We start from the raw sequence: 19,952 nt of genomic DNA on the forward strand, positions 1-19,952 counted from the left end.
ACGGGGGATTCCTGGCCTACGACGGGCAACTGGTCGACGACGCGCGCCTGGTGGTGGCGGTCGCCCGCACGGCGGCCCAGCACGGCGCTCGCATCCTGACGCACGTGTCGGCGTCGCAGGCCACCGGCACCTCCGTGCGGTTGACCGATGGCCGGACTCAGGAGTCGTTCGACGTGACGGCCGGTGCGGTCATCAACGCGGCCGCCGTGCGGGCGACCGCCACCACCAGGCGCGCGTCGTCGACCAGTTGCCCGTCGTAGGCCAGGAATCCCCCGTCCAGGCCGGCGCGCGTGACGGTGGGCGCCAGCTCCGCGACCCGGCGCGCCGAGATCCGTCGCGACCGCGGCAACACCGACGACGGGGTGCCCGCCAACGCCCGCAGCGCGTCACCGGCCAGAAAACCGGCGCGCACCACCGCCCGCTGGCCGCGGCCCATCGACGGCAACAATGGCACCAGCTGCGGTAACGCCCGCACCAGGTGAGGGGCGTTGCGCGTCATCAGGATTCCTCGTTCGACGGCGCTGCGCCGCGCGATCCCGACGTTGCCGGTCGCCAGGTAGCGCAGGCCGCCGTGGACCAACTTCGAGCTCCAGCGGCTGGTCCCGAACGCCAGATCGTGCTTCTCGACCAGCGCGACCCGCAGCCCGCGCGCCGCGGCGTCCAGCGCGATGCCCGCACCGGTGATTCCGCCGCCGATGACCACGGCGTCCAGCGGCTCACCGTCGGCCACAGCCGCCAGGTCGGCGGAGCGGCGCGCGGCGTTCAGGGCGGTCGGGTCGGCGATCACGAGAGGTATCCGTTCAGCGAGTGGGCGAGTTCGGCGGCCAAAGTGGCCGCGTCCAGGATGGGTTCGACGATCTGCGCCGACTGGATGGTGGACTGCGCGATGAGCAACACCATGGTGGCCAGCTGCGTCGGGTCCCCGGGCCGGACGGTGCCGCCGCGCTGGGCCACCCGCAGCCGGGTGGCGAGGGCGTCGATCAGCATGTGCTGGCTGGTCCCGAGGCGTTCGGTGATGTAGATCGGGGCGAGTTCGGAATGCAGCACCGACATCACCAGGTCGTCGGCGCGCAGCAGGTCGGCCACCGTAACGACCTGGCGTACCAGCGATTCCCGGTCGTCACCCAGCAGCGGCGCCGCACGCATCGCCGCGGTCACGTGCCGGGTCAGCAGCGCCGCGACCACCGATCGGGTGTCGGGCCAGCGCCGGTACACCGTGGGCCTGCTGACGCCCGCGCGCCGCGCGATCTCGGCCAGCGTCACCCGGTCGACGCCGAAGTCGACCACGCAGCTGGCGGCCGCCGCGAGGATCCGCTCACCGACGTCCACGCTGTCGTTACGGATTGACAACATGTGTAATACTGTAACGCATGACGCAAGCCGACGCCCTGCTCCCGCCCATGAAGTGGAACGCCTGGGGAGATCCGGCGGCGGCCAAGCCGCTGTCCGACGGCATCCGGGCGCTGCTGAAACAAGCGGTGGGCGTTGCGGATTCGGGCGACGCGGAGCTGCCGGCCGACCAGGTGCGGCTGCGGCCCTCGGCGTTGGCGGAGGCCGATCGGCAGGCACTGGCCGCCATCGTCGGCGCCGAGTACTGCCGCACCGCCGACCTCGACCGGCTGCTGCACGCGGGCGGCAAGTCCACCCTCGACCTGTTGCGCCGCCGGGACACGGGCGAGCAGGACGCGCCCGACGCCATCCTGCTTCCCGGCGACGACGAGTCCGTCGCCGCCATCCTGAGCTACTGCTCCGAGCACCGCATCGCGGTCGTCCCGTTCGGCGGGGGTACCAGCGTCGTGGGTGGGCTCGAACCCGCCCGCGGCGAGTTCCCCGCCGTCGTCTCGCTGGACCTGCGCCGCTTCGACCGGTTGATCTCCCTGGACGAGGTGTCCGGCCAGGCCGTCCTGGGCGCCGGGGTGACCGGCCCGCAGGCCGAGGAACTGCTTGGCGCGCATGGTTTTTCGCTGGGCCACTTCCCGCAGAGCTTCGAGTACGCCACCATCGGCGGGTTCGCCGCGACCCGCTCGTCCGGGCAGGACTCGGCGGGTTACGGCCGCTTCAACGACATGGTGCGGGGCCTGCGGGTGGTGACGCCGGTGGGCCCGCTGGACCTGGGTCGCGCGCCGGAATCCGCCGCCGGGCCAGACCTGCGGCAGCTGCTGATCGGCTCGGAGGGCGTCTTCGGCGTCATCACCGAGGTGCGGCTGCGCGTGCACCGGGTTCCCGAAGCCGTGCGCTACGAGGCCTGGTCGTTCCCCGACTTCCCGACAGGGGCCGCCGCGCTGCGTGCGGTCACGCAGGCCGGCGCCGGGCCCACCGTCATCCGGCTCTCCGACGAGGCCGAGACGGGCGTCAACCTGGCCACCACCGAAGCCATCGGCGAAAACACGATCACCGGCGGCTGCCTGGCCATCACCGTGTTTGAGGGCAGCACGGACCACGTCGAAAGCCGGCAGGCCGAGACCAGCGCGTTGCTCGCCGCCAACGGCGGCACGTCGCTCGGCGAGGCGCCCGCCCAGGCCTGGGAGCGGGGCCGGTTCGGGGCGCCGTACCTGCGCGACTCACTGTTGTCGGCGGGCGCGCTCTGCGAGACCCTGGAGACCGCCACCGACTGGTCGAACGTCCCCGCCCTCAAAGCCGCCGTCACGCAAGCGCTTACCGACGCGCTGGCCGCGACCGGCACTGCCGCGCTGGTCATGTGCCACATCTCGCACGTTTACGCGGTCGGCGCCTCGTTGTACTTCACGGTGGTCGCGGGGCAGCGCGGCAATCCGATCGAGCAGTGGCGCGGCGCCAAGAAGGCGGCCATGGACGCGATCGTGGCGACCGGCGGCACCATCACCCACCACCACGCGGTCGGCGCCGACCACCGACCCTGGATGCGCGACGAGGTGGGCGAGCTGGGCGTGCAGGTGTTGCGCGCGGTCAAGGCGACCCTGGATCCCGCCGGAATCCTCAACCCCGGCAAGCTGATTCCGTGACCAGCGGACGGCCCGGCACCGGGGAGTCCCGGCGCGAGATCGGCAAGGTGATCGCGTTGACCAACCCGGCCTCCGGCCACGGGGCCGCCATCCGGGCCGCGCAGCTCGCGATCGCCCGGCTGCATCGGCGCGGTGTGGAGGTGGTCGAGATCATCGGCGACGACGCGCAAGACGCGCGCCACCTCGTCGCCGCCGCGCTGGACAAGGGTGCCGACGCGGTGATGGCCACCGGCGGGGACGGCGTCGTGTCCAACGCGTTGCAGGTCTTGGCGGGCACCGACATTCCGCTGGGCATCGTCCCGGCGGGCACCGGCAACGACCACGCGCGCGAATTCGGCATCCCCACCAACGATCCCGAGTCCGCCGCCGACGTCGTGGCCGACGGGTGGGCGCAGACCATCGACCTGGCGCGCATTCGCGACAGCGGCGGACGCGATACGTGGTTCGGCACGGTGGCGGCGGCCGGCTTCGATTCGCTGGTGACCGACCGAGCCAACCGTATGAGCTGGCCGCACGGGCGGTTGCGGTATTACCTGGCGATGCTGGCCGAACTCTCGCAGTTGCGGCTGCTGCCGTTTCGGATGGTGCTCGACGAATCCCGCGAGATCGACGCCGACCTGACGCTCGCCGCGTTCGGGAACACCCGCAGTTACGGCGGCGGGCTGCTGATCTGCCCGGGTGCCGACCCCACCGACGGGCTGCTCGACATCACCATGGTGCACTCGGCGTCGCGGTCCAAGTTGGTCCGGCTGTTCCCGACGGTCATGAAGGGCACCCACATCAACCTCGACGAGGTGAGCACGGCGCGCGCGAAGTCGATCCGCGTCGAATGCCCGGGCATCAACGTCTACGCCGACGGCGACTACGCGTGCCCGCTGCCCGCGGAGATCGTGGCGGTGCCGGGGGCGCTGCGGCTGCTGCGGCCCGCGCGGAAGTGACCGCTCCGGTGGCGCTGCCGAAGACCATGCCAGCCACGCCTCGTCGCGAGATCCCGGCTAGCCGACGCCGCGGCTGAGCCAGGTGACCTCGCCGACGTCGCCGCCGTCGCGGTAGGCCTCGAGCGCCTCGTCCCAGGCGGTGCCGAGCACCGAATCCAGCTCGGCGGCCAGGGTGTCGGCGCCCTGCGCCATCATCGAGCGCAGCCGCATCTCGCCGACCATGATGTCCCCGTTGGCGCTCATCGCGCCGCTCCACAGGCCCAGTTGCGGCGTGTGGCTGAAGCGGTGGCCGTCGACCCCGGGGCTGGGATCCTCGGTCACCTCGAAGCGCAGCACTGACCAGGAGCGCAACGCGTTGGCCAACTTGGCGCCGGTGCCCACGGGACCGACCCAATTGGTGACGGCGCGCAGCTGCCCGGGCATCGCGGGCTGCGGCGTCCACGTGAGATTCGCCTTCGCCCCGAGGGACGACGACAGAGCCCACTCCACATGCGGGCAAACCGCAGCCGGCGAAGCGTGCACGTACACCACGCCGGTGGTCACGTCGGCAAATTGATTCGACGCTCGCATAGTTTTGCTCCTTCGGTTCCACGAGGGACGTCTTCCCCAACGACCTGGTGAACCCGACGAGCGCGCTAGCGTGCAGTCGCGAATGTTAAATTGTGTGTCTCGCGTGTCTATTGTGCCTTGTGATGCCCGTGTTGCGCTAGTGTGCAGTGCCAATTAGCCGCCAATTAGCCGTATTGAGCTATCACCGCGTCGGAGACGGCCGGCCACGGCTGCAACGCCCAGTCGCCGAAATCCCGGTCCGTCAGGACCACCAGCGCCAGGTCGGCGTCGGGATCGGCCCAGATGAAACCCCCTGCCTGACCGAAATGGCCGAAGGTGCGCGCGGAGTTGCGGCCACCGGTCCAGTGCGGGGATTTGCCGTTGCGGATCTCGAAACCGAGGCCCCAGTCGTTGGGCCGCTGGACGCCGTATCCGGGCAGCACACCGTCCAAACCGGGGAATTGCACGCTGGCCGACTCGGCGTGCAGCGGCGCCGAGACCGTGCGGGGCCGCAGCAGGTCCCCCGCGAACGCGGCCAGATCCGCCACGGTCGACGAGGCCCCGTACCCCGCGGTCGCGGCGCCGCCGGGCAGCCGGGTGGTGGCCATCCCGAGGGGCTCACACACCGCCTCGCTCAGGTAGCCAGCGAACTCGATGCCCGACTCGCTCTGCACCGCCTGGGCCAGCACGGCGAACCCGTGGTTGGAGTAGATGCGCCGGGTGCCGGGCTTGGCCAGCACGTCACCGGTCAGCATCGCGAAGCCCGAAGCGTGGGCCAGCAGGTGCCGGATCGTGGCGCCGGGCGGCCCGGCCGGGGTGTCGAGGTCGAGCACGCCCTCTTCGACGGCGACCTGCGCGGCCCGCGCGACTAGCAGCTTGGTCACCGAGGCCAGCTCGAAAACCCGGTCAACGTCGCCGTGGGTGGCGAGCACACCGCTTGGCCCGACCACGGCGGCGGCGCACGCCGGAACCGGCCAGCCCGCCAACGCGTCGAGGGCCGCCATCACTTCCTGGCGATGTAGTAGTTGTTGATCGGGTCGCCCTCGATCTCGGTCACCCGCACGTCGTCGAACCCGGCGTCGCCGAGCATCGCGACGGCCAGCTGCTCGCCCCACGCGGCGCCCAGCCCGGCGCCGTCGAGGGCCAACGACACCGTCATGCAGTGCATCAGCGAGGTCGTATAGAGGTAGGTACTCATCGGGACGTCGACGTTGTCCTCGAGCCGGCTCGACGCCTTGATGTCGGCCATCAGCAGCACGCCCCCGGGCCGCAGGGCCCGATGGATGTTTTCGAGCACCCGCGCCGGCTGGGCCTGGTCGTGGATGGCGTCGAACACGGTGATGACGTCGTAGGCGTCCGCCTTGTAAAACTCCGCCAGGTTGTGGCTTTCGAACGTGGCGTTCGTCAAGCCGAGACGGGCCGCCTCGGCCGCGCCGACCGCGATGGCCTCGTCGGAGAAGTCGACCCCGGTGAACCGGCTGGCCGGAAACGCCTGCGCCATCACGTTGATGGCGTGACCGCTCCCGCAGCCGAAGTCGGCCACCTCGGCGCCCGAGCGCAGCCGCTCGGGCAGGCCGTCGACGAGGGGCAGCACGACGTCGACGAGGCTGGCGTCGTAGACCGCGCCGCTCTCCTCGGCCATCAGCTGATGAAATCGCGGGAATTCGCTGTAGGGCAGCCCGCCGCCGCGCTTGAAACAGGCGACGATCTTCTGCTCGACCTCGCCGAGCAGGGGGACGAATTGCGCCACCACCGCGAGGTTGTGCGGTCCGGCCGCGCGGGTCAGCACACTCGCGCGGTGCGCGGGCAGCGCGTAGCTGGCGGTGGCCGGGTCGTAGTCGACGACGCGCGCGGTTGTCATGCCGCCCAACCACTCCCGCACGTACCGCTCGTCCAGGCCGGCGGCGTCGGCGATCTGCGCGCTGGTCGACGGCGCCAGGCCGGCCATGGTCTCCAGCAGGCCGGTCTGGTGGCCCAGGCTCAGCAGGAGCGTCAGGCTGGCGCCGTCGAGGGCCGCGACGACCCTCTCGGTGAATTCTTCGGTGCTCTCCACTGCCGTCACGTTTTGCGACGCTACACCGGGTCATCGGGCGAGAGCCCGGGGTGAGATGGGTGGTAGCGAACCCCTAAGTTGGAGCCATGAGTCAGACAGTGCGCGGTGTGATTTCACGCAAGAAGGGCGAGCCCGTCGAGCTGGTGGACATCGTCGTCCCGGATCCTGGACCGGGCGAGGCGCTGGTCGACATCATCGCCTGCGGCGTCTGCCACACGGACCTGACGTACCGCGAGGGCGGCATCAACGACGAATTCCCGTTCCTGCTGGGGCACGAGGCCGCCGGCACGGTCGAGGCCGTCGGGCCCGGCGTGACGGCGGTGGCGCCGGGCGATTTCGTGATCCTCAACTGGCGCGCGGTGTGCGGCCAATGCCGGGCGTGCAAGCGGGGCCGCCCGCACCTGTGTTTCGACACGTTCAACGCCGCGCAGAAGATGACGCTGACCGACGGCACCGAGCTCACGCCGGCGCTGGGCATCGGCGCGTTCGCCGACAAGACGCTGGTGCACGCGGGGCAGTGCACCAAGGTCGACCCCGCCGCCGACCCGGCCGTCGCGGGCCTGCTCGGCTGCGGCGTGATGGCCGGCATCGGCGCCGCAATCAACACCGGCGGCGTCACCCGCGACGACACCGTCGCAGTGATCGGTTGCGGCGGCGTCGGCGACGCCGCCATCGCCGGTGCCGCGCTGGTCGGGGCGCGGCGAATCATCGCGGTGGACACCGACGACACCAAGCTGGAGTGGGCCCGCAAGTTCGGCGCCACGCACACCATCAACGCCCGCAATGCCGACGTTGTGGAGACCATCCAGGACCTCACCGAGGGTTTCGGCGTCAACGTGGCGATCGACGCGGTGGGCCGGCCGGAGACCTACAAGCAGGCCTTCTACGCTCGCGACCTCGCCGGAACCGTTGTCCTGGTAGGGGTTCCGACGCCGGACATGCGCCTGGAACTGCCGCTCATCGACTTCTTCTCCCGCGGCGGCTCCCTGAAGTCGTCGTGGTACGGCGACTGCCTGCCCGAGCGCGACTTCCCCACACTGATCGACCTCTACCTGCAGGGTCGACTCCCCCTCGAGCAGTTCGTCACCGAGCGCATCGGGCTCGACGACGTCGAGGAGGCCTTCCACAAGATGCACGGCGGCAACGTGCTGCGGTCGGTGGTGGAGCTGTAATGGTCGAGATTCAGCGGGTCGTCACCCATGGCACGTTCGAACTCGACGGCGGCAGTTGGGAAGTCGACAACAACATCTGGCTGATCGGCGACAACTCCAACGTCGTGGTGTTCGACGCCGCGCACACCGCCGAACCCATCATCGAGGCCGTTGCGGGCCGCCACGTGGTCGCGGTGGTGTGCACCCACGGGCACAACGACCACGTCACGGTCGCCCCCGAACTGGGCGCTGCCCTGGACGCCCCGGTGCTGCTGCACCCGGCCGACGAGGTGCTGTGGCGAATGACACACGAGGGCAAGGACTTTCGCGCAATCACTGACGGCGAGACGATCGACGTCGGGGGTACCGAGCTGTTGGCGCTACACACCCCGGGCCATTCCCCCGGGTCGGTGTGCTGGTACGCACCCGACCTGGGCGTCGTGTTCAGCGGCGACACCCTGTTCGCCGGGGGCCCGGGCGCTACCGGCCGCTCCTACTCGGACTTCCCGACGATTCTCGCGTCGATCTCGGGCCGGCTCGGCACCTTGCCGGGCGAGACCGTCGTGCACACCGGCCACGGCGACAGCACCTCCATCGGGGAGGAGATCGTGCACTACGAGGAGTGGGTCGCGCGCGGCCACTGACACCGCGGCTCATCGACAAGAGCCCAGGCGGCGAAACGATTATCGTTGGTGGATGCGGCCAGAGCCCCGAATGCCCGAGTCGAGCATCGTGGTGCGGCCCGAGCCGGCGTACACCGAGGCCTCGCGGCTGCGCGCCGCGGGCCTGACGCCCGCCATCGCGCTGTTCGAAAGCGCCGCCGCACAGGTCCCGCTGCCCGAAGGCTCGCAGCCGATCGTGATCGCGGATTACGGCGCCGCGAACGGCCACAACTCGCTCCGGCCGATCTCGGCGGCGATCCGGGTGCTGCGCCGGCGCACCAGGCACGACCACGCAATCCTGGTGGCGCACACCGACGTACCGCCCAACGACTTCACGGCGTTGTTCCACACCCTCAGCGACGACCCGGAGAGCTACCTGCACCAGGACGCCGCGACCTTCACCTCGGCGATCGGTCGGTCCTTCTACGGCCAGATCGTGCCGTCGAAGACCGTCAACCTCGGATGGACCTCCTGGGCGACGCAGTGGCTGAGCCGAATGCCTTGCGACATCAGCGATCACGTGCACATCTCCGGGAGCTCCGACGGCCGCGCACGCGCGGCGTACGCCGACCAGGCCGCCAGGGACTGGCACAACTTCGTGGCGTTCCGCGGGCGGGAATTGGCGCCCGAGGGCCGGCTGGTGGTGCTCACGCTCGCCGCGGACGAGGACGACACCGCCGGGTTCGCCACGCTGCTCGAGGCCGTCGTCGAGGCGCTCGACGAACACGCGCGCAGCGGGTTGGTGCGCCGCGACGAGGTGCACCGCATGGCGATTCCCACGTTCCCGCGCGCCGAAAAGGACTTCCGCGCGCCGTTCTCGCCCAGCGGCCGTTTCGAGGGGTTGGTGATCGAGCATCTCGAGACGTTCAACGCCGAGGATCGGTTCTGGGGCCGCTACCGGATGGACGGTGACGCCGACGCCTTCGGCGCCCAGTGGGCCGCCTTCGCCCGGTCCGCGCTGTTTCCCGCGTTGACCGCCGCGCTGGACGGGGGCGTCGGCGATCCCCGGGCGCGGGATTTCGCCGACGGGCTCGAGGACGGGGTGGCGCGGCGGCTGTCAAGCGCACCCGCACCGATGCGTATTCCGCAGGCGTTGGTGTCGCTGGTCAAGCGCCAACGATCCCTCGGGTGAGAGTTTCGACACAACGCCGTTACGGGTAGTCCCCCAGACATCGTCGAAATCTGCGGTGGCTAGGGGGTAGGTGTATGAGCGTGCAGGATGACAAAGCAGCTGATCAGGAAGACACGACGGCTGAGCACGACGACAAAGCGGCCGACCAGGACGACGACCAGCGGGTGACCGAAAAACCGGAACCGGACGAAGACGACAAGCAAAAGGCCGCCGAGATGATGGAGGCCTACAAAGAAAAGCCCACCATCGTGCTGCCCGGCACCGGCGGCAGCGTCTCCGGCACGGCCGTCAACGACTGGCTGGACGAGGACGGCAACCCCCGCCGCCAGGAACCCGAGGGCGGGCAGGGCAAGGCCGACGACGCGGAACAGTCCCGCGGCGACGACGCCGCTCAGTCCGGAGAAGACGGGACGCGCGACGAGCAGGAGTTGCAGGACCAGATCGAAAAGGACAAGGCCCTCAACGAGGAGCTCAAGAAGGCCGCCGCCGCGGAGAACAAGGGCGAAAAAGACTGAGCCGCAACGACATCGGCGTCACTGGCCGGGCAGCTGCGGGATGCCGCCGATGCCCAGGCCCCCCTCGATTTCCTGGATGATCTGATTCACCTTGTCCAGCCCCGGGATCGGTCCGTTGACCCCGGGAAGCGGCGGCGCGGCGCGGTGCGGCCGCGCGGGCGGGGCGGCCTGCGGGGTCGCCGGGGGCGTCGTGGTCGTGGGCTGCTCGGTCGCGATTGACGGTTCGGCATCCGAGGTGGTGGGCACCGGAACCTCGGGTGTCGGCGACGCCGGCTGCGCGGTCGCGCTGGTCGCCGGCGGCGGCGCGGCCGGCGTGGTGGCGTTCCCCGGCGAGGGCGTCGTCGCCGACGTTCCCCCGCCGGACGGACCCATGAGGCCGACGACCGCCACGATCCCGAGCAGCACGAGCGCGGCGGCCGCACACACGATGGCGACGGTCGGCGGCCGGTGCAGCCGCGATCGCAGCGAAAATCGCCGCTTCGCCGGCGTGTTGAGCACGGTGGTCGCCGCGTCGTCGGCATCGGGTTGGGGCGCCTCGCTCGCCTGAGCGGTGTCGGGTGCCGCCCCCGCGGTCGCCTGAGCGGTGTCCGGGGCCGGGGCCGCCTGTGCCGTGGCCGGGGTCGCCTGTCCCGTGGCCGTAGCCGGCGCCGCGGTCGCCTGCGCCGTGGCCGGCTCGGCGCGGGACCGCGAGCCGGGCCAGGGCGCCCGGCCCGTCGCGGCGGGCGCGGGAGGTGCCGGTCGCGTGGCGGGAGTCCCGGCCGTCACGGGCGCCGCTGCCGCCGCGAGCGTGGCCGGCGCCGCGCCCGGGGTACCAGCACGGTTGGCCACCCGCAGCGCCGCGCCGACGGCGGCGGTCAGTTGCGGGCGCGGCGTGGTGACGACGGGAACGCGGAAGTGCCGCGCGAGCGCGGTGGTGACGGTGGGCAGGTTCGCCCCGCCGCCCACCGAGACCACCGCCACGAGGTCTCGAATGTCGTTGCGCGCCAACGTGTCGTCCAGGACGGCGAGACAGCGCTGCAACGCCGGGCGAATGGCGTCGTCGAGCTCAGCGCGGGTGAGCCGGGTGTCGTCACGGGTTCCCGTCAACCCGTCGGTCACGCCGGTGGCGGTGCTGATCGACAGCCGCTCCTTGGCGCTTCGACAGCCCGCCCGCAGCCGGCTCAGCGACCCGATGGCCGCAGATCCGGACGCCTCGAACGAGCCAGTGCTGGGCATGTTGGCGACGACGACGCTCAGCAGCGCCTGGTCGATCAGGTCACCGGAGAACTCGGCGAAGCGCACGGTCGGCGCCACGGCCTGAAAGTCGCCCCCGGCGCCCATCAGGGTGATGTTGATGCCCGTGCCGCCGAAGTCGCACACCGCCACGGTTCCCTCGGCGGGCAGGCCCGGGTTGGTCCGCACCGCCAGCAGCGCCGCCGCGGCGTCGGGGATCAGCAGCAGCGGTCGCGGGTGGTTCGACCATTCCGGCACCTCGCCGAGCGCGGTGCCCAGCGCGTCGACCGCCGCGGAGGTCCAGTGCGCGGGATAGCTGACCGCCACTTTCTCGGGCAGGGGCCGGCCCCTCGTGGCGGCGTAGGCCAGCGCCCGCAGCGCGTCGGCCAGCAGCGCCTCGCTGCGGTGCACCGAGCCGTCGCTGGCGACGACACCCCGGGGATCGCCGACGCGGTTGACAAAGCCGCCGATGACCAGGCCCGGGCGGCCGAGCCGGGGGTTCTCCGCGGGGACGCCGACCTCGGCGGCGCGGTCGCCGTACAGCGTCAGGACGGGTTTGCGGGTGAGGGCGTTGTCCGCGGTGGTCGCCGCCAAGGTGGTGGCACCAATCGACAGGCCCAGCGCGGGCCCCCCTGCATCGACCATCAGCTTCATCCCCGTCTTCGCCAGCACGCGCCCTCACCAAGCTAGCCGTTATTGTGCCGGTAAATCCTGTATCGCGCGTCAGCGCAACCTAGGTGCGCGCTGTGCGAGGTCAGCGGATACTGCCGGCCCCCGCGATCAGCGGGAGGTCGAGCGGGGTGACCCAGCCGGGCCGCAACTCGTTGACCGCCGGCACCGCGTTAAGGGCCCGCATCCCCGTCGCCAGGCATCCGGCGGCGGCGGCGTCGCGGCCGGAGCCGTCGGTGAACCGGAACGCCGTCTCCTGGAAAACGCTTGGCGTGCCGTCGATTTCGACACGATAGACGTCGTCGTCGTGCCCGGACGGCCAGTCGGGTGCGGCGTCGCGCCCGATCCGGTTGACGTGCTCGAGCTGGATGCGCGTCTGCCCTTTGTAGACCCCGTTGATGGTGAACCGTACCGCGGCGACGTGGCCGGGTTTGATGACGCCGCGCGCGGAGGTCCGCTCGGTGGGCGTGACCCACTTGTCCCAGGTGGTGGTGATCTCGTCGAGCATGATGCCGGCCGCATGGGCGATCATCGGCACCGTGGCGCCCCACGCGAAGATCAGCACGTCACGGTTTTCCAGCATCGGGCTGAACTCCGGCTCGCGGCCGATGCCCATCTCGACCTCGTAGTCACCCTCGTAGTTGGTGTAGTCCAGCAGTTCGGACGCCCGGACCCGGCGCACCTCCGAGCACACGCCCATCAGCGTCATCGGGAACAGGTCGTTGGCGAAGCCGGGGTCGATGCCCGTGGTGAAGCAGGACGACTCCCCCAGCTCACAGGCCTCGGTGATCGGCCGGATCCAGTTCGGCGGGTTGAGGTGCATGGTGGGCCACACCCACGGGGTCATCGCGGTCGAGCAGACGTCGATGCCGGCCCGCAGGAAGCGGGTGATGAGGGCGATGTTGTCGTCGGCGTGCATGGCGGTGGGGCCGTAGTGCACCAAGGCGTCGGGCCGCAGCGCGATCAGCGCGTCGACGTCGTCGGTGGCGGCGATCCCGATCGGCTCGGCCAGCCCGCAGATGTCGCCGACGTCGCGGCCGACCTTGTCCGGGTTGCTGACGCCGACGCCGACCAACTCGAACACCGGATGCTTGACGATCTCCGCGATCACCATCTTGCCGACGAACCCGGTGCCCCAGACCACCACGCGCTTCGAGCCGTGTTCCGCCATCTCGGTCAAACCACCTTCCCGGATCCCCAGCCCCCGCTCGGCTTCACAGTAAGCGGGAGGCCGAACGGTAGAAAGGGCGGGCGGCGCGCACTGCTGGACCGGCATCGCGCAAAGCGCTTCCGCGCGGTCCCGGGGGGTGTAACGATGAAGCCATGACGAAGCGTCTTGTGCGGCCCGCGCTGCTGTTCGCCGTCGGCGTCGGGTTCGCCAACGCCTGCGGCGCGGCCCAGGCCCTTCCCCAGATGCCCACGATCCGCTACGAGGTGAGCGGGCCCGCCGCCGCGGAATTCATCTACTACCAAACCGACGCGGGACAGCTGCACGAGGTGAACGCGCCGCTGCCCTGGTCCACGCAGTTCACCGGGTTCGGCGGACAGGTGCTGACCATCAGCGCGCAGGGGCCCGGCCCCATCTCCTGCAAGATCTTCGTCGACGGCAACGTGGTGGCCAACGCCACGGCGACCGCGGGCAGTCCCGCGCGGACCGTCTGCACGCACTGACCACCGAATCCCGCGTCCCCAGAGACGAAGGAGGGTCCGAATGAGCCTCAAGACAGGCCCGCGCAGCGGGCTGGCGTCACGCGAGAACGGGACGCCCCCGCCGCCGGTCCCGCTCGGCGACATCAACTTCGAGTCGCTGGATTTCTGGAGCCTGGACGACGACGTCCGTGACGGCGCCTTCGCCACCCTGCGGCGCGAGGCGCCCATCTCGTTCTGGCCCGCGATCGAGGTCGAGGGATTCGAGAGTGGCCAGGGTTATTGGGCTTTGACCACCCACGACGACGTGCATTACGCCAGCCGCCATCCGGAGGTCTTCTCCTCCAGCCCGAACATCACCATCCCGGACAACAACCCCGAGATCGCCGAGTACTTCGGCTCGATGATCGTGCTCGACGATCCGCGCCACCAGCGGTTGCGCTCGATCGTCAGCCGCGCGTTCACCCCTAAGGTGGTGGCGCGCATCGAGGCGTCGGTGCGGGAGCGGGCGCGCCGGCTGGTCGCCTCGCTCATCGCCAACCACCCCGACGGGACGGCCGACCTGGTCAGCGAATTGGCCGGTCCCCTGCCGCTGCAGGTGATCTGCGACATGATGGGGATCCCCGAGGAGGACCACCAGCGCATCTTCCACTGGACCAACGTGATCCTCGGCTTCGGTGACCCCGACCTGGCGACGGACTTCGAGGAGTTTCTTCAGGTCGCGATGGACATCGGCGCGTACGCCAATGCGCTGGCCGAGGACCGGCGCGTCAATCACCACGACGACCTGACGACCAGCCTGGTGGAGGCCGAGGTCGACGGCGAGCGGCTGTCGTCGTCGGAGATCGCGTCGTTTTTCATCCTGCTGGTGGTGGCCGGCAACGAGACCACCCGCAACGCGATCAGCCACGGGGTGCTGGCCCTGTCCCGCTACCCCGCCGAACGCGACAAGTGGTGGTCGGACTTCGAGCGGTTGACACCGACGGCGGTCGAGGAGATCGTGCGGTGGGCCTCCCCGGTCGTTTACATGCGGCGCACCCTGACCCGCGACGTCAAGCTCGGCGGCACCAAGATGAAGGCCGGTGACAAGGTCGCGTTGTGGTACAACTCGGCCAACCGCGACGAATCGAAGTTCGCCAATCCGTGGCTCTTCGACGTGGCCCGAACCCCCAACCCGCACTTGGGATTCGGCGGCGGAGGCGCGCATTTCTGCCTGGGCGCGAACCTGGCCCGCCGCGAGATCCGGGTGGTCTTCGACGAACTGCATCACGAGATCCCCGACCTGGTCGCCACCGCCGAGCCGGCGCGGCTGCTGTCCCAGTTCATTCACGGCATCAAGAGCCTGCCGGTGGCCTGGACCCCGCCGCGCCGGTAGCGGTTACCCGCCACACGTGGTTCGCGCTGGGCAACCGGGCTTACTCTGTCCCCCGTGACCGTCCCCGTCTTTCCCGCTCCCGAGGTGCTCGCCGCCCGGGAGAAGCTGGTGCTCGACCACTTTCACGACGAGGTTCGCCAGGACTGGGACGACGTCCTGGCGACCTTCCCGCATCCGCGCTACGAGCTGATCCCGCAGCTCCTCGTCCACGACGGTGACGCCGCCGTGCGCGACTACTACGCGTACACGCGCACCGCCTTTCCCGACCAGGATCACGAGATCATCGCGCTGCGGCACAGCGCCGACGCGGTCATCGTCGAGTTCTTCCTGATGGGCACGCATTTGGGTTACCTGGGCAAGGTGCCGCCGACCGGCAGCCGGTTCCGGGTCCGCATGACCGCCTACTTCGTGTTCGACGCCACCGAAACGCTTGTCTGCGAGCGGATTTACTTCGACACGTTGACCATGATCAAGCAGCTGCTCGGCGGGCTGGACTTCAAGCGACCGGCGAATTGGTGGCTGGCCGCCCGCTGCGCGCGGGGATTCTTATCGATGTCCTCGGAGAAGCCGGACCCGGCGCTGATCGCGCCGACGTCGGGGGCCGCTAGCTGAACGAGTAGTCGCTGAGCGGGAAGCTGTCGGCTTCGCGTACCGAGTTCAGCGTCGACGTCGGCCGCAGCAGCGAGGCCTCGCCGCTGGGGCTGAAGTAGTAGGACCGTGACGTCGCGCAGTTGCCCGAGTAGAACACCGTGTTGTCGAGCAGCTTGGTCACCCGGTCGAGGAACCGGGCGTTGGCTTCCTCGGTCACCTCGAAAGTGGTTGCGCCCCTGCGTTTGAGCTCACCGAGCAGTCGGTTCATGTGCCGCATCTGGTATTCGATGGTGTGGAAGAACGACAGGCCCGAGAAGGCGAACGGGCTGGCCAGACCCAAGTAGTTCGGGAAGTACGGCACCGACACGCCCTGGTAGGCCTGGAATCTGGTCTCGCGCCACCACTTGCCGAGGTTGCGGCCCTTGCGGCCCACCACCTCGATGGCCGGGAAGTTGGCCTCCCACAGGTCGAATCCCGTCGCCAGCACCAGGGTGTCGATGACGGTCTTGCGGCCGTCGACGGTGACGATCCCGTCGGGCTCGATCCGTTCGATCGAGGTGGTCTCCAGGTGCACGTGGGGCTTGGTGAACGCGGGATAAAACGTGTTGGACAGCGTCGGCCGCTTGCAGCCACAGTCGTAGTCCGGGGTGAACTTGGCCCGCAGTTCCTTATTGCGCAGCCACCGGAACCGGTTGATCTTGGCCAGGTCGGCGGCCGAGATGTTCCCGCGACCGCGGGTCTCCCGGTGGTGCAGCGCCCCGACGACCATGATGATCTCCAGGATCACGTCGGTCACCCACCGCAACGCCCGCTGCGCCACCGGCAGCCGCGAGAACAGGCGGCGCACCGCCTCCGGGAACTCGAAGTCCGGCTTCGGCATCACGTGGGTGGCGGTGCGCTGGTAGACGGTCAGGTCCCCGGCCTGTTTGGCCAGTTCGGGGATGAGTTGGACCGCCGAGGCGCCGGTCCCGATCACGGCGATGCGCCGTCCCGCGTAGTCGTAGTCGTGGTCCCAGGCGGTGGTGTGGACGATCTTGCCCTCGAAGCCGGCGATCCCCGGGATGTCGGGCAGGCGCGGCTGCGAGAGGAATCCCGTCGCGGTGATCAGGAAGCGGGTGGTCAACGTGTCGCCGCCGGCGAGCGCCACCCGCCACACCTCGGCGTCCTCGTCCCACTGCGCGCCTTCCACCGTCGTGTTGAAACGCATGTGGCGGCGCACGTCGTATTTGTCCGCGACGTCCTTGGCGTACTGCTTGACCTCAGCGCCGGGCGCGAACAGCCGCGACCAGGTGGGGTTCGGCTCGAACCAGTAGGAGTAGGTGGTCGACGGGATGTCGACGGCGATGCCCGGGTAGTGATTGACGTGCCAGGTGCCGCCCAGGTCGTCCTCGCGCTCGAGAATGAGGAAGTTGTCGTACCCGAGACGCTTGAGCTGGATCGCGGCGCCGATGCCGCCGAAGCCCGCACCTACGATGATGGCGTCGAAACGGTTCGTATTCACTGCCTGCTCCGTGCTTACGCTTTTCTCAGTGGTTTCTACTGGCGAGTACATAAACTTTCTCTAAGATACGCAACTCTAATAGCGCATGCACGCCGACGCAGCCGGGCTTTGCCCGCATGTGACCTTCGTGACAGCCCAACCGTGACCGGGTGGTGCAGCCGCGGGTAGACGCCGCCAGAAACCGTTCGTGCCTGGTCGGCGGCGATGTGGCGTGGCCTGCCGCACCCGCGGGGCGAGCAGGAGTATCCCTACTAGCGGTGGACTTAGCACGCGCATTGCCCTGCGGGCGACCACTTCTCGAGGCCCCCCGCGCTCGGCGTCGCCGTCATCGCAGCGAAGCCCGTCTCGCGTGTGGCTATGTCGTCGCCCACTTCAGGCCGGTGTGTCGGACCCTATTAGAGTCGGTTCGGTACCCTAAAAGTTCGGGACCAAACGACAGCTACAGGCGGATTTCGGTGCGTGACCCAACGACGCGAGCACGCCGATGCGCGGCGCGACGAGCGCGATCACACGGTGGCGCGGCGCGTAACGCCAGTTACAGGAAACTCCAAGGAACGGTCGCAGAATTCAGAGTTTGAGAGGGGTCGGCATGGGCAAGTTGTCCGGCATGGTCGCACGTCACGTCATTCGTTCCCTTGTACCCGCAGCAGCCGCAGTGTCCGCCGTCGGCGCGTCCGTCCTGGTCGGCTCTGCTCTCCCCTCCGCCTCCGCCCAGTGTCCGGACATCCAGGTGGTGTTCGCCCGGGGCACCGGTGAGGCGCCCGGCGTCGGGCCGACCGGCCAGGCGTTCGTCGACGCGCTGCATCAACGCGTCGGCAACAGGTCCTTTGACGTCTATCCGGTGAACTATCCCGCCAGTGATCAGTGGGCAACCGGGGTGGACGGTGTTCGGGACGCGGGTGCGCACGTGGTGTCGATGGCGCACGACTGCCCCAACACCCAGATGGTGCTCGGCGGCTACTCGCAGGGCGCGGCCGTGATGGGCTTCGTGACCTCGCCGTCCGTCCCCGACGGCGTCGACCCGGCGACCGTGCCGAAGCCGCTGGATCCCGCGGTGGCCAGCCACATTTCGTCCGTCGTGCTGTTCGGCATGCCGAATGTGCGGGCGATGAACTTCCTCAACGAGCCGCCGGTCGTCATCGGCCCGATGTTCGACGCTAAGACCGTCAAGGTGTGCGCCACCGACGACCCGGTGTGCTCCGACGGGCTCAACTTCTCGGCGCACAACAGCTATGTCGACGACGGCTCGATGATCGACAAGGGCGTGGCCTTCGCCTCCAGCCACCTCGGCCTGGGCGGTCCGCCGCCGCCGGCGCCGGTCGCGGCCCCGGCCGGCAGCGGCTTCGGGGGCTGACCGGCCGCTAGGCGGGCATCTTGCCGAGGATCGAGTTTGTGAGCGACACGGTGGCTTGCTGACTCTCGGCCGCGGTCGGCGTGGTGGAGCAGGTGAGGACGTCGACGACCACGTTGAGCTTGGCGGCGACGGCGTGGGTGCAGGAGATCGGCACGGTTGTCTGCGCCAGCAGTTGCACGGTGCTGATGCCGTTGCCGGCATCAGCGGGTGAGGTGATGGTCATCGGCCAGGTCTTGCCGTTGGGCCAGGTCGCCTTGATAGTCGAGCCGCCGCATTGACGGAAGGCCGACTGCAGCTTGGCCAGTTGCGCCTGAGCCGCGGTGGCGTCCCGATACGCCGCGACGCCCGCACCGGTGTTCCACTGGTGATAGACGTCGTGGCTGTCCACAATTTCCCGGGCGGAGAACCCGGTGAATCCCGATCCGTCGTATCCCTCGGGCGCGCTGGACTCCTCGACGGGCCAGCATTCCGGCCGCTCTAGTTGGCCTCGCGGGTCGTCGGCGGTGGGTTGGTGCAGCGTCCGCCTGGTGGTCATCGTGCGGTCGCCCGTGGTGTTTTCGACGTCCTCGACGCTGGGCAGCAAACCGTCCAGGTCGGCGGGGGCCACCGTAGGCGGCGGCGCCGTGGTCGTCGTCGTGGTGGCGGTCGTTCTCGTGGCGGCCGTGCTGGTGGTCGTGCTCGTCGGCGCCGTCGTCTGTGTGGTCCGCGGCAGCGTGGCTTCCCCGATCAGCGCCACCACCGCGACAGTGATGAACACATAGGACAGGGTGGTGCCGATCAACGCCCGGTCGCGGCCCCTCTCCCCGGTCCGACGGATCTGCACCAACCCCAGGTGCCCGAAAAGCGCTCCCGCGGGGGCGAACACGAACGCGAAGATCACCGACAGCGTCGCCAACACGTTGACCTCGTCGCGCGGCGGGGCCGGCGGCGCAGCGGCCTGCTGCGGCGGCGGAAAAGGGCCGGCGTTGAAGGGGTTGCCGCCGAACGGGTTTGACATCTCTCAGCCCGGGATCTTGCCGAGGATGGCGTTGACGATGTCGAGCACCGCTTGCTGGCCACGGTCGGTGTCGACCAGGACGACGTTGATGTCGGCGACCACGTTGCCCTTGACGGCGATCGCGCGGTCGTTGCGCGAGCGCATCAGCGGGCCTTGGGCCGTGAGCACCATGGTGGTGATGCCGTTTCCGGCGTCGGCGGGCACGCTCATCGACACGAGAACCGGCTTGTCCTGCTTGCCGGGCGGCGGCAGGATGTTCATCGTCGATCCCCCACACCGCCGCCAGATCGACACCAGGTTCGCGTACTGGCGTTGCGCCCCCGCCGCGTCGCGGAAAGCCATCAGCGACTGTCCGGCCTCGCGGATGGCGGGGGCGTTGCTGGCGTCCTTCAACACCTGCTCGTAGTAGCCGATCAGCGCTTGCATGTCGGTGTCCGGGGCGCCGCCGCCCATCACCGGCCAACATTCGGGCCGGTCGACGGCGGAGCTGTCGGAGGCCGGGGCCAGCTGATAGCTCGGCGGCAACGCCACCAAAGCCGGGTCGTCGACGAACCTTTCGACGTCGGCCAGGCTGGGCAGCAGGCCCGGCAGCCCGCTCGGCGTCACCATGCGCGCCGTCGCGCCG

General features: G+C 69.8%; 20 protein-coding genes and 1 pseudogene. 11 read left to right on the forward strand and 10 right to left on the reverse strand.

The features are described 5' to 3' along the window. Positions 1–53: 53 nt before the first annotated feature. Positions 54–260, forward strand: a complete 207-nt coding sequence (locus A5700_RS20575) for a hypothetical protein (protein ID WP_369828295.1) — start codon at positions 54–56, stop codon at positions 258–260. Here the strand turns inward: A5700_RS20575 and A5700_RS20580 are convergent. After that, positions 200–787, reverse strand: a pseudogene (locus A5700_RS20580) (FAD-dependent oxidoreductase); the annotation flags it as partial. The gene A5700_RS20575 and the pseudogene A5700_RS20580 overlap by 61 nt on opposite strands. Further along, entirely contained in the window at positions 784–1,353 is a 570-nt protein-coding gene (locus tag A5700_RS20585; RefSeq protein ID WP_068066530.1) for a TetR/AcrR family transcriptional regulator, read from the reverse strand. The gene A5700_RS20585 and the pseudogene A5700_RS20580, both read right to left, overlap by 4 nt. A gap of 47 nt (positions 1,354–1,400) precedes the next feature. Between A5700_RS20585 and A5700_RS20590 the strand changes: the two genes are divergently transcribed. Next, a complete protein-coding gene (locus A5700_RS20590; RefSeq protein WP_197502737.1) occupies positions 1,401–2,981 on the forward strand; it encodes an FAD-binding oxidoreductase in 1,581 nt (526 codons plus the stop codon). Continuing rightward, a complete protein-coding gene (locus A5700_RS20595) occupies positions 2,978–3,919 on the forward strand; it encodes a diacylglycerol kinase (protein ID WP_068066536.1) in 942 nt (313 codons plus the stop codon). Before A5700_RS20590 ends, A5700_RS20595 begins: the two co-directional genes overlap by 4 nt. Before the next feature lie 57 nt (positions 3,920–3,976). Here the strand turns inward: A5700_RS20595 and A5700_RS20600 are convergent, their stop codons facing one another. The 3 genes from A5700_RS20600 to A5700_RS20610 form a co-directional block, all read right to left on the reverse strand. Continuing rightward, the gene (locus A5700_RS20600; RefSeq protein ID WP_068066539.1) at positions 3,977–4,489 is read right to left on the reverse strand and encodes a DUF3145 domain-containing protein; all 513 of its coding nucleotides are present in this window, start codon (positions 4,487–4,489) and stop codon (positions 3,977–3,979) included. Positions 4,490–4,653: 164 nt separating this feature from the next. Beyond that, a complete protein-coding gene (locus A5700_RS20605) occupies positions 4,654–5,472 on the reverse strand; it encodes a serine hydrolase (RefSeq protein WP_068066544.1) in 819 nt (272 codons plus the stop codon). Beyond that, positions 5,472–6,530, reverse strand: a complete 1,059-nt coding sequence (locus tag A5700_RS20610; RefSeq protein WP_068066547.1) for a class I SAM-dependent methyltransferase — start codon at positions 6,528–6,530, stop codon at positions 5,472–5,474. Before A5700_RS20610 ends, A5700_RS20605 begins: the two co-directional genes overlap by 1 nt. Before the next feature lie 77 nt (positions 6,531–6,607). Between A5700_RS20610 and A5700_RS20615 the strand changes: the two genes are divergently transcribed. From A5700_RS20615 to A5700_RS20630, 4 genes are all read left to right on the forward strand, one after another. Continuing rightward, complete coding sequence (locus tag A5700_RS20615) at positions 6,608–7,693, forward strand: S-(hydroxymethyl)mycothiol dehydrogenase (protein WP_068066550.1); 1,086 nt, start codon at positions 6,608–6,610, stop codon at positions 7,691–7,693. Then, complete coding sequence (locus A5700_RS20620) at positions 7,693–8,316, forward strand: MBL fold metallo-hydrolase (protein ID WP_068066554.1); 624 nt, start codon at positions 7,693–7,695, stop codon at positions 8,314–8,316. Before A5700_RS20615 ends, A5700_RS20620 begins: the two co-directional genes overlap by 1 nt. A 52-nt stretch (positions 8,317–8,368) precedes the next feature. Beyond that, a complete protein-coding gene (locus tag A5700_RS20625) occupies positions 8,369–9,466 on the forward strand; it encodes an SAM-dependent methyltransferase (RefSeq protein WP_068066556.1) in 1,098 nt (365 codons plus the stop codon). A 74-nt stretch (positions 9,467–9,540) separates the two neighbouring features. Then, the gene (locus A5700_RS20630) at positions 9,541–9,981 is read left to right on the forward strand and encodes a hypothetical protein (protein WP_068066559.1); all 441 of its coding nucleotides are present in this window, start codon (positions 9,541–9,543) and stop codon (positions 9,979–9,981) included. An 18-nt stretch (positions 9,982–9,999) separates the two neighbouring features. Here the strand turns inward: A5700_RS20630 and A5700_RS20635 are convergent, their stop codons facing one another. Beyond that, positions 10,000–11,838, reverse strand: coding sequence for an Hsp70 family protein (locus A5700_RS20635; RefSeq protein ID WP_068066593.1), 1,839 nt, complete (start codon positions 11,836–11,838; stop codon positions 10,000–10,002). A gap of 109 nt (positions 11,839–11,947) precedes the next feature. Continuing rightward, positions 11,948–13,033: a dihydrodipicolinate reductase gene (locus tag A5700_RS20640; protein ID WP_068066562.1), complete on the reverse strand. Its 1,086-nt coding sequence runs from the start codon at positions 13,031–13,033 to the stop codon at positions 11,948–11,950. Between the two features lie 152 nt (positions 13,034–13,185). On the opposite strand from A5700_RS20640, the gene A5700_RS20645 reads away from it, so the two are divergent. Genes A5700_RS20645 through A5700_RS20655 form a run of 3 tightly spaced genes read left to right on the forward strand, consistent with a single transcriptional unit; the run spans position 13,186 to position 15,496 of the window. Further along, on the forward strand, positions 13,186–13,533 hold the full coding sequence (locus A5700_RS20645; RefSeq protein ID WP_068066565.1) for an MmpS family transport accessory protein: 348 nt from the start codon (positions 13,186–13,188) through the stop codon (positions 13,531–13,533). A gap of 40 nt (positions 13,534–13,573) precedes the next feature. Then, complete coding sequence (locus tag A5700_RS20650; RefSeq protein ID WP_068066568.1) at positions 13,574–14,884, forward strand: cytochrome P450; 1,311 nt, start codon at positions 13,574–13,576, stop codon at positions 14,882–14,884. Positions 14,885–14,938: 54 nt separating this feature from the next. Next, positions 14,939–15,496: an ester cyclase gene (locus A5700_RS20655; protein ID WP_068066571.1), complete on the forward strand. Its 558-nt coding sequence runs from the start codon at positions 14,939–14,941 to the stop codon at positions 15,494–15,496. On the opposite strand, the gene A5700_RS20660 is transcribed toward A5700_RS20655, so the two are convergent. After that, positions 15,489–16,976: an NAD(P)/FAD-dependent oxidoreductase gene (locus A5700_RS20660; RefSeq protein WP_068066573.1), complete on the reverse strand. Its 1,488-nt coding sequence runs from the start codon at positions 16,974–16,976 to the stop codon at positions 15,489–15,491. The two genes, A5700_RS20655 and A5700_RS20660, sit on opposite strands and share 8 nt — an antisense overlap. Before the next feature lie 589 nt (positions 16,977–17,565). Here A5700_RS20660 and A5700_RS20665 point away from each other — a divergent pair. Continuing rightward, on the forward strand, positions 17,566–18,330 hold the full coding sequence (locus tag A5700_RS20665) for a cutinase family protein (RefSeq protein WP_068066576.1): 765 nt from the start codon (positions 17,566–17,568) through the stop codon (positions 18,328–18,330). Positions 18,331–18,337: 7 nt separating this feature from the next. On the opposite strand, the gene A5700_RS20670 is transcribed toward A5700_RS20665, so the two are convergent. Then, positions 18,338–19,327 carry a sensor domain-containing protein gene (locus tag A5700_RS20670; RefSeq protein WP_068066579.1) on the reverse strand — a complete coding sequence of 330 codons (990 nt, stop codon included), beginning with the start codon at positions 19,325–19,327 and terminating at the stop codon, positions 18,338–18,340. Between the two features lie 3 nt (positions 19,328–19,330). After that, on the reverse strand, positions 19,331–19,952 hold a 622-nt coding region (locus tag A5700_RS20675), incomplete at its 5' end, for a sensor domain-containing protein (RefSeq protein WP_231991436.1).

It is taken from the genome of Mycobacterium sp. E1214, from assembly GCF_001666755.1.
In the GTDB taxonomy this organism is placed as follows: Bacteria; Actinomycetota; Actinomycetes; order Mycobacteriales; family Mycobacteriaceae; genus Mycobacterium.

What these genes read in the sequence shown, in the direction of transcription:
- A5700_RS20585 (WP_068066530.1), bottom strand. Translation starts at nt 1,353, where the DNA reads ATGTTGTCAATCCGTAACGACAGCGTGGACGTCGGTGAGCGGATCCTC.
- A5700_RS20590 (WP_197502737.1), top strand. Translation starts at nt 1,401, where the DNA reads ATGAAGTGGAACGCCTGGGGAGATCCGGCGGCGGCCAAGCCGCTGTCC.
- A5700_RS20600 (WP_068066539.1), bottom strand. Translation starts at nt 4,489, where the DNA reads ATGCGAGCGTCGAATCAATTTGCCGACGTGACCACCGGCGTGGTGTAC.
- A5700_RS20605 (WP_068066544.1), bottom strand. Translation starts at nt 5,472, where the DNA reads ATGGCGGCCCTCGACGCGTTGGCGGGCTGGCCGGTTCCGGCGTGCGCC.
- A5700_RS20615 (WP_068066550.1), top strand. Translation starts at nt 6,608, where the DNA reads ATGAGTCAGACAGTGCGCGGTGTGATTTCACGCAAGAAGGGCGAGCCC.
- A5700_RS20620 (WP_068066554.1), top strand. Translation starts at nt 7,693, where the DNA reads ATGGTCGAGATTCAGCGGGTCGTCACCCATGGCACGTTCGAACTCGAC.
- A5700_RS20625 (WP_068066556.1), top strand. Translation starts at nt 8,369, where the DNA reads ATGCGGCCAGAGCCCCGAATGCCCGAGTCGAGCATCGTGGTGCGGCCC.
- A5700_RS20630 (WP_068066559.1), top strand. Translation starts at nt 9,541, where the DNA reads ATGAGCGTGCAGGATGACAAAGCAGCTGATCAGGAAGACACGACGGCT.
- A5700_RS20635 (WP_068066593.1), bottom strand. Translation starts at nt 11,838, where the DNA reads ATGGTCGATGCAGGGGGGCCCGCGCTGGGCCTGTCGATTGGTGCCACC.
- A5700_RS20640 (WP_068066562.1), bottom strand. Translation starts at nt 13,033, where the DNA reads ATGGCGGAACACGGCTCGAAGCGCGTGGTGGTCTGGGGCACCGGGTTC.
- A5700_RS20645 (WP_068066565.1), top strand. Translation starts at nt 13,186, where the DNA reads ATGACGAAGCGTCTTGTGCGGCCCGCGCTGCTGTTCGCCGTCGGCGTC.
- A5700_RS20650 (WP_068066568.1), top strand. Translation starts at nt 13,574, where the DNA reads ATGAGCCTCAAGACAGGCCCGCGCAGCGGGCTGGCGTCACGCGAGAAC.
- A5700_RS20665 (WP_068066576.1), top strand. Translation starts at nt 17,566, where the DNA reads ATGGGCAAGTTGTCCGGCATGGTCGCACGTCACGTCATTCGTTCCCTT.
- A5700_RS20670 (WP_068066579.1), bottom strand. Translation starts at nt 19,327, where the DNA reads ATGTCAAACCCGTTCGGCGGCAACCCCTTCAACGCCGGCCCTTTTCCG.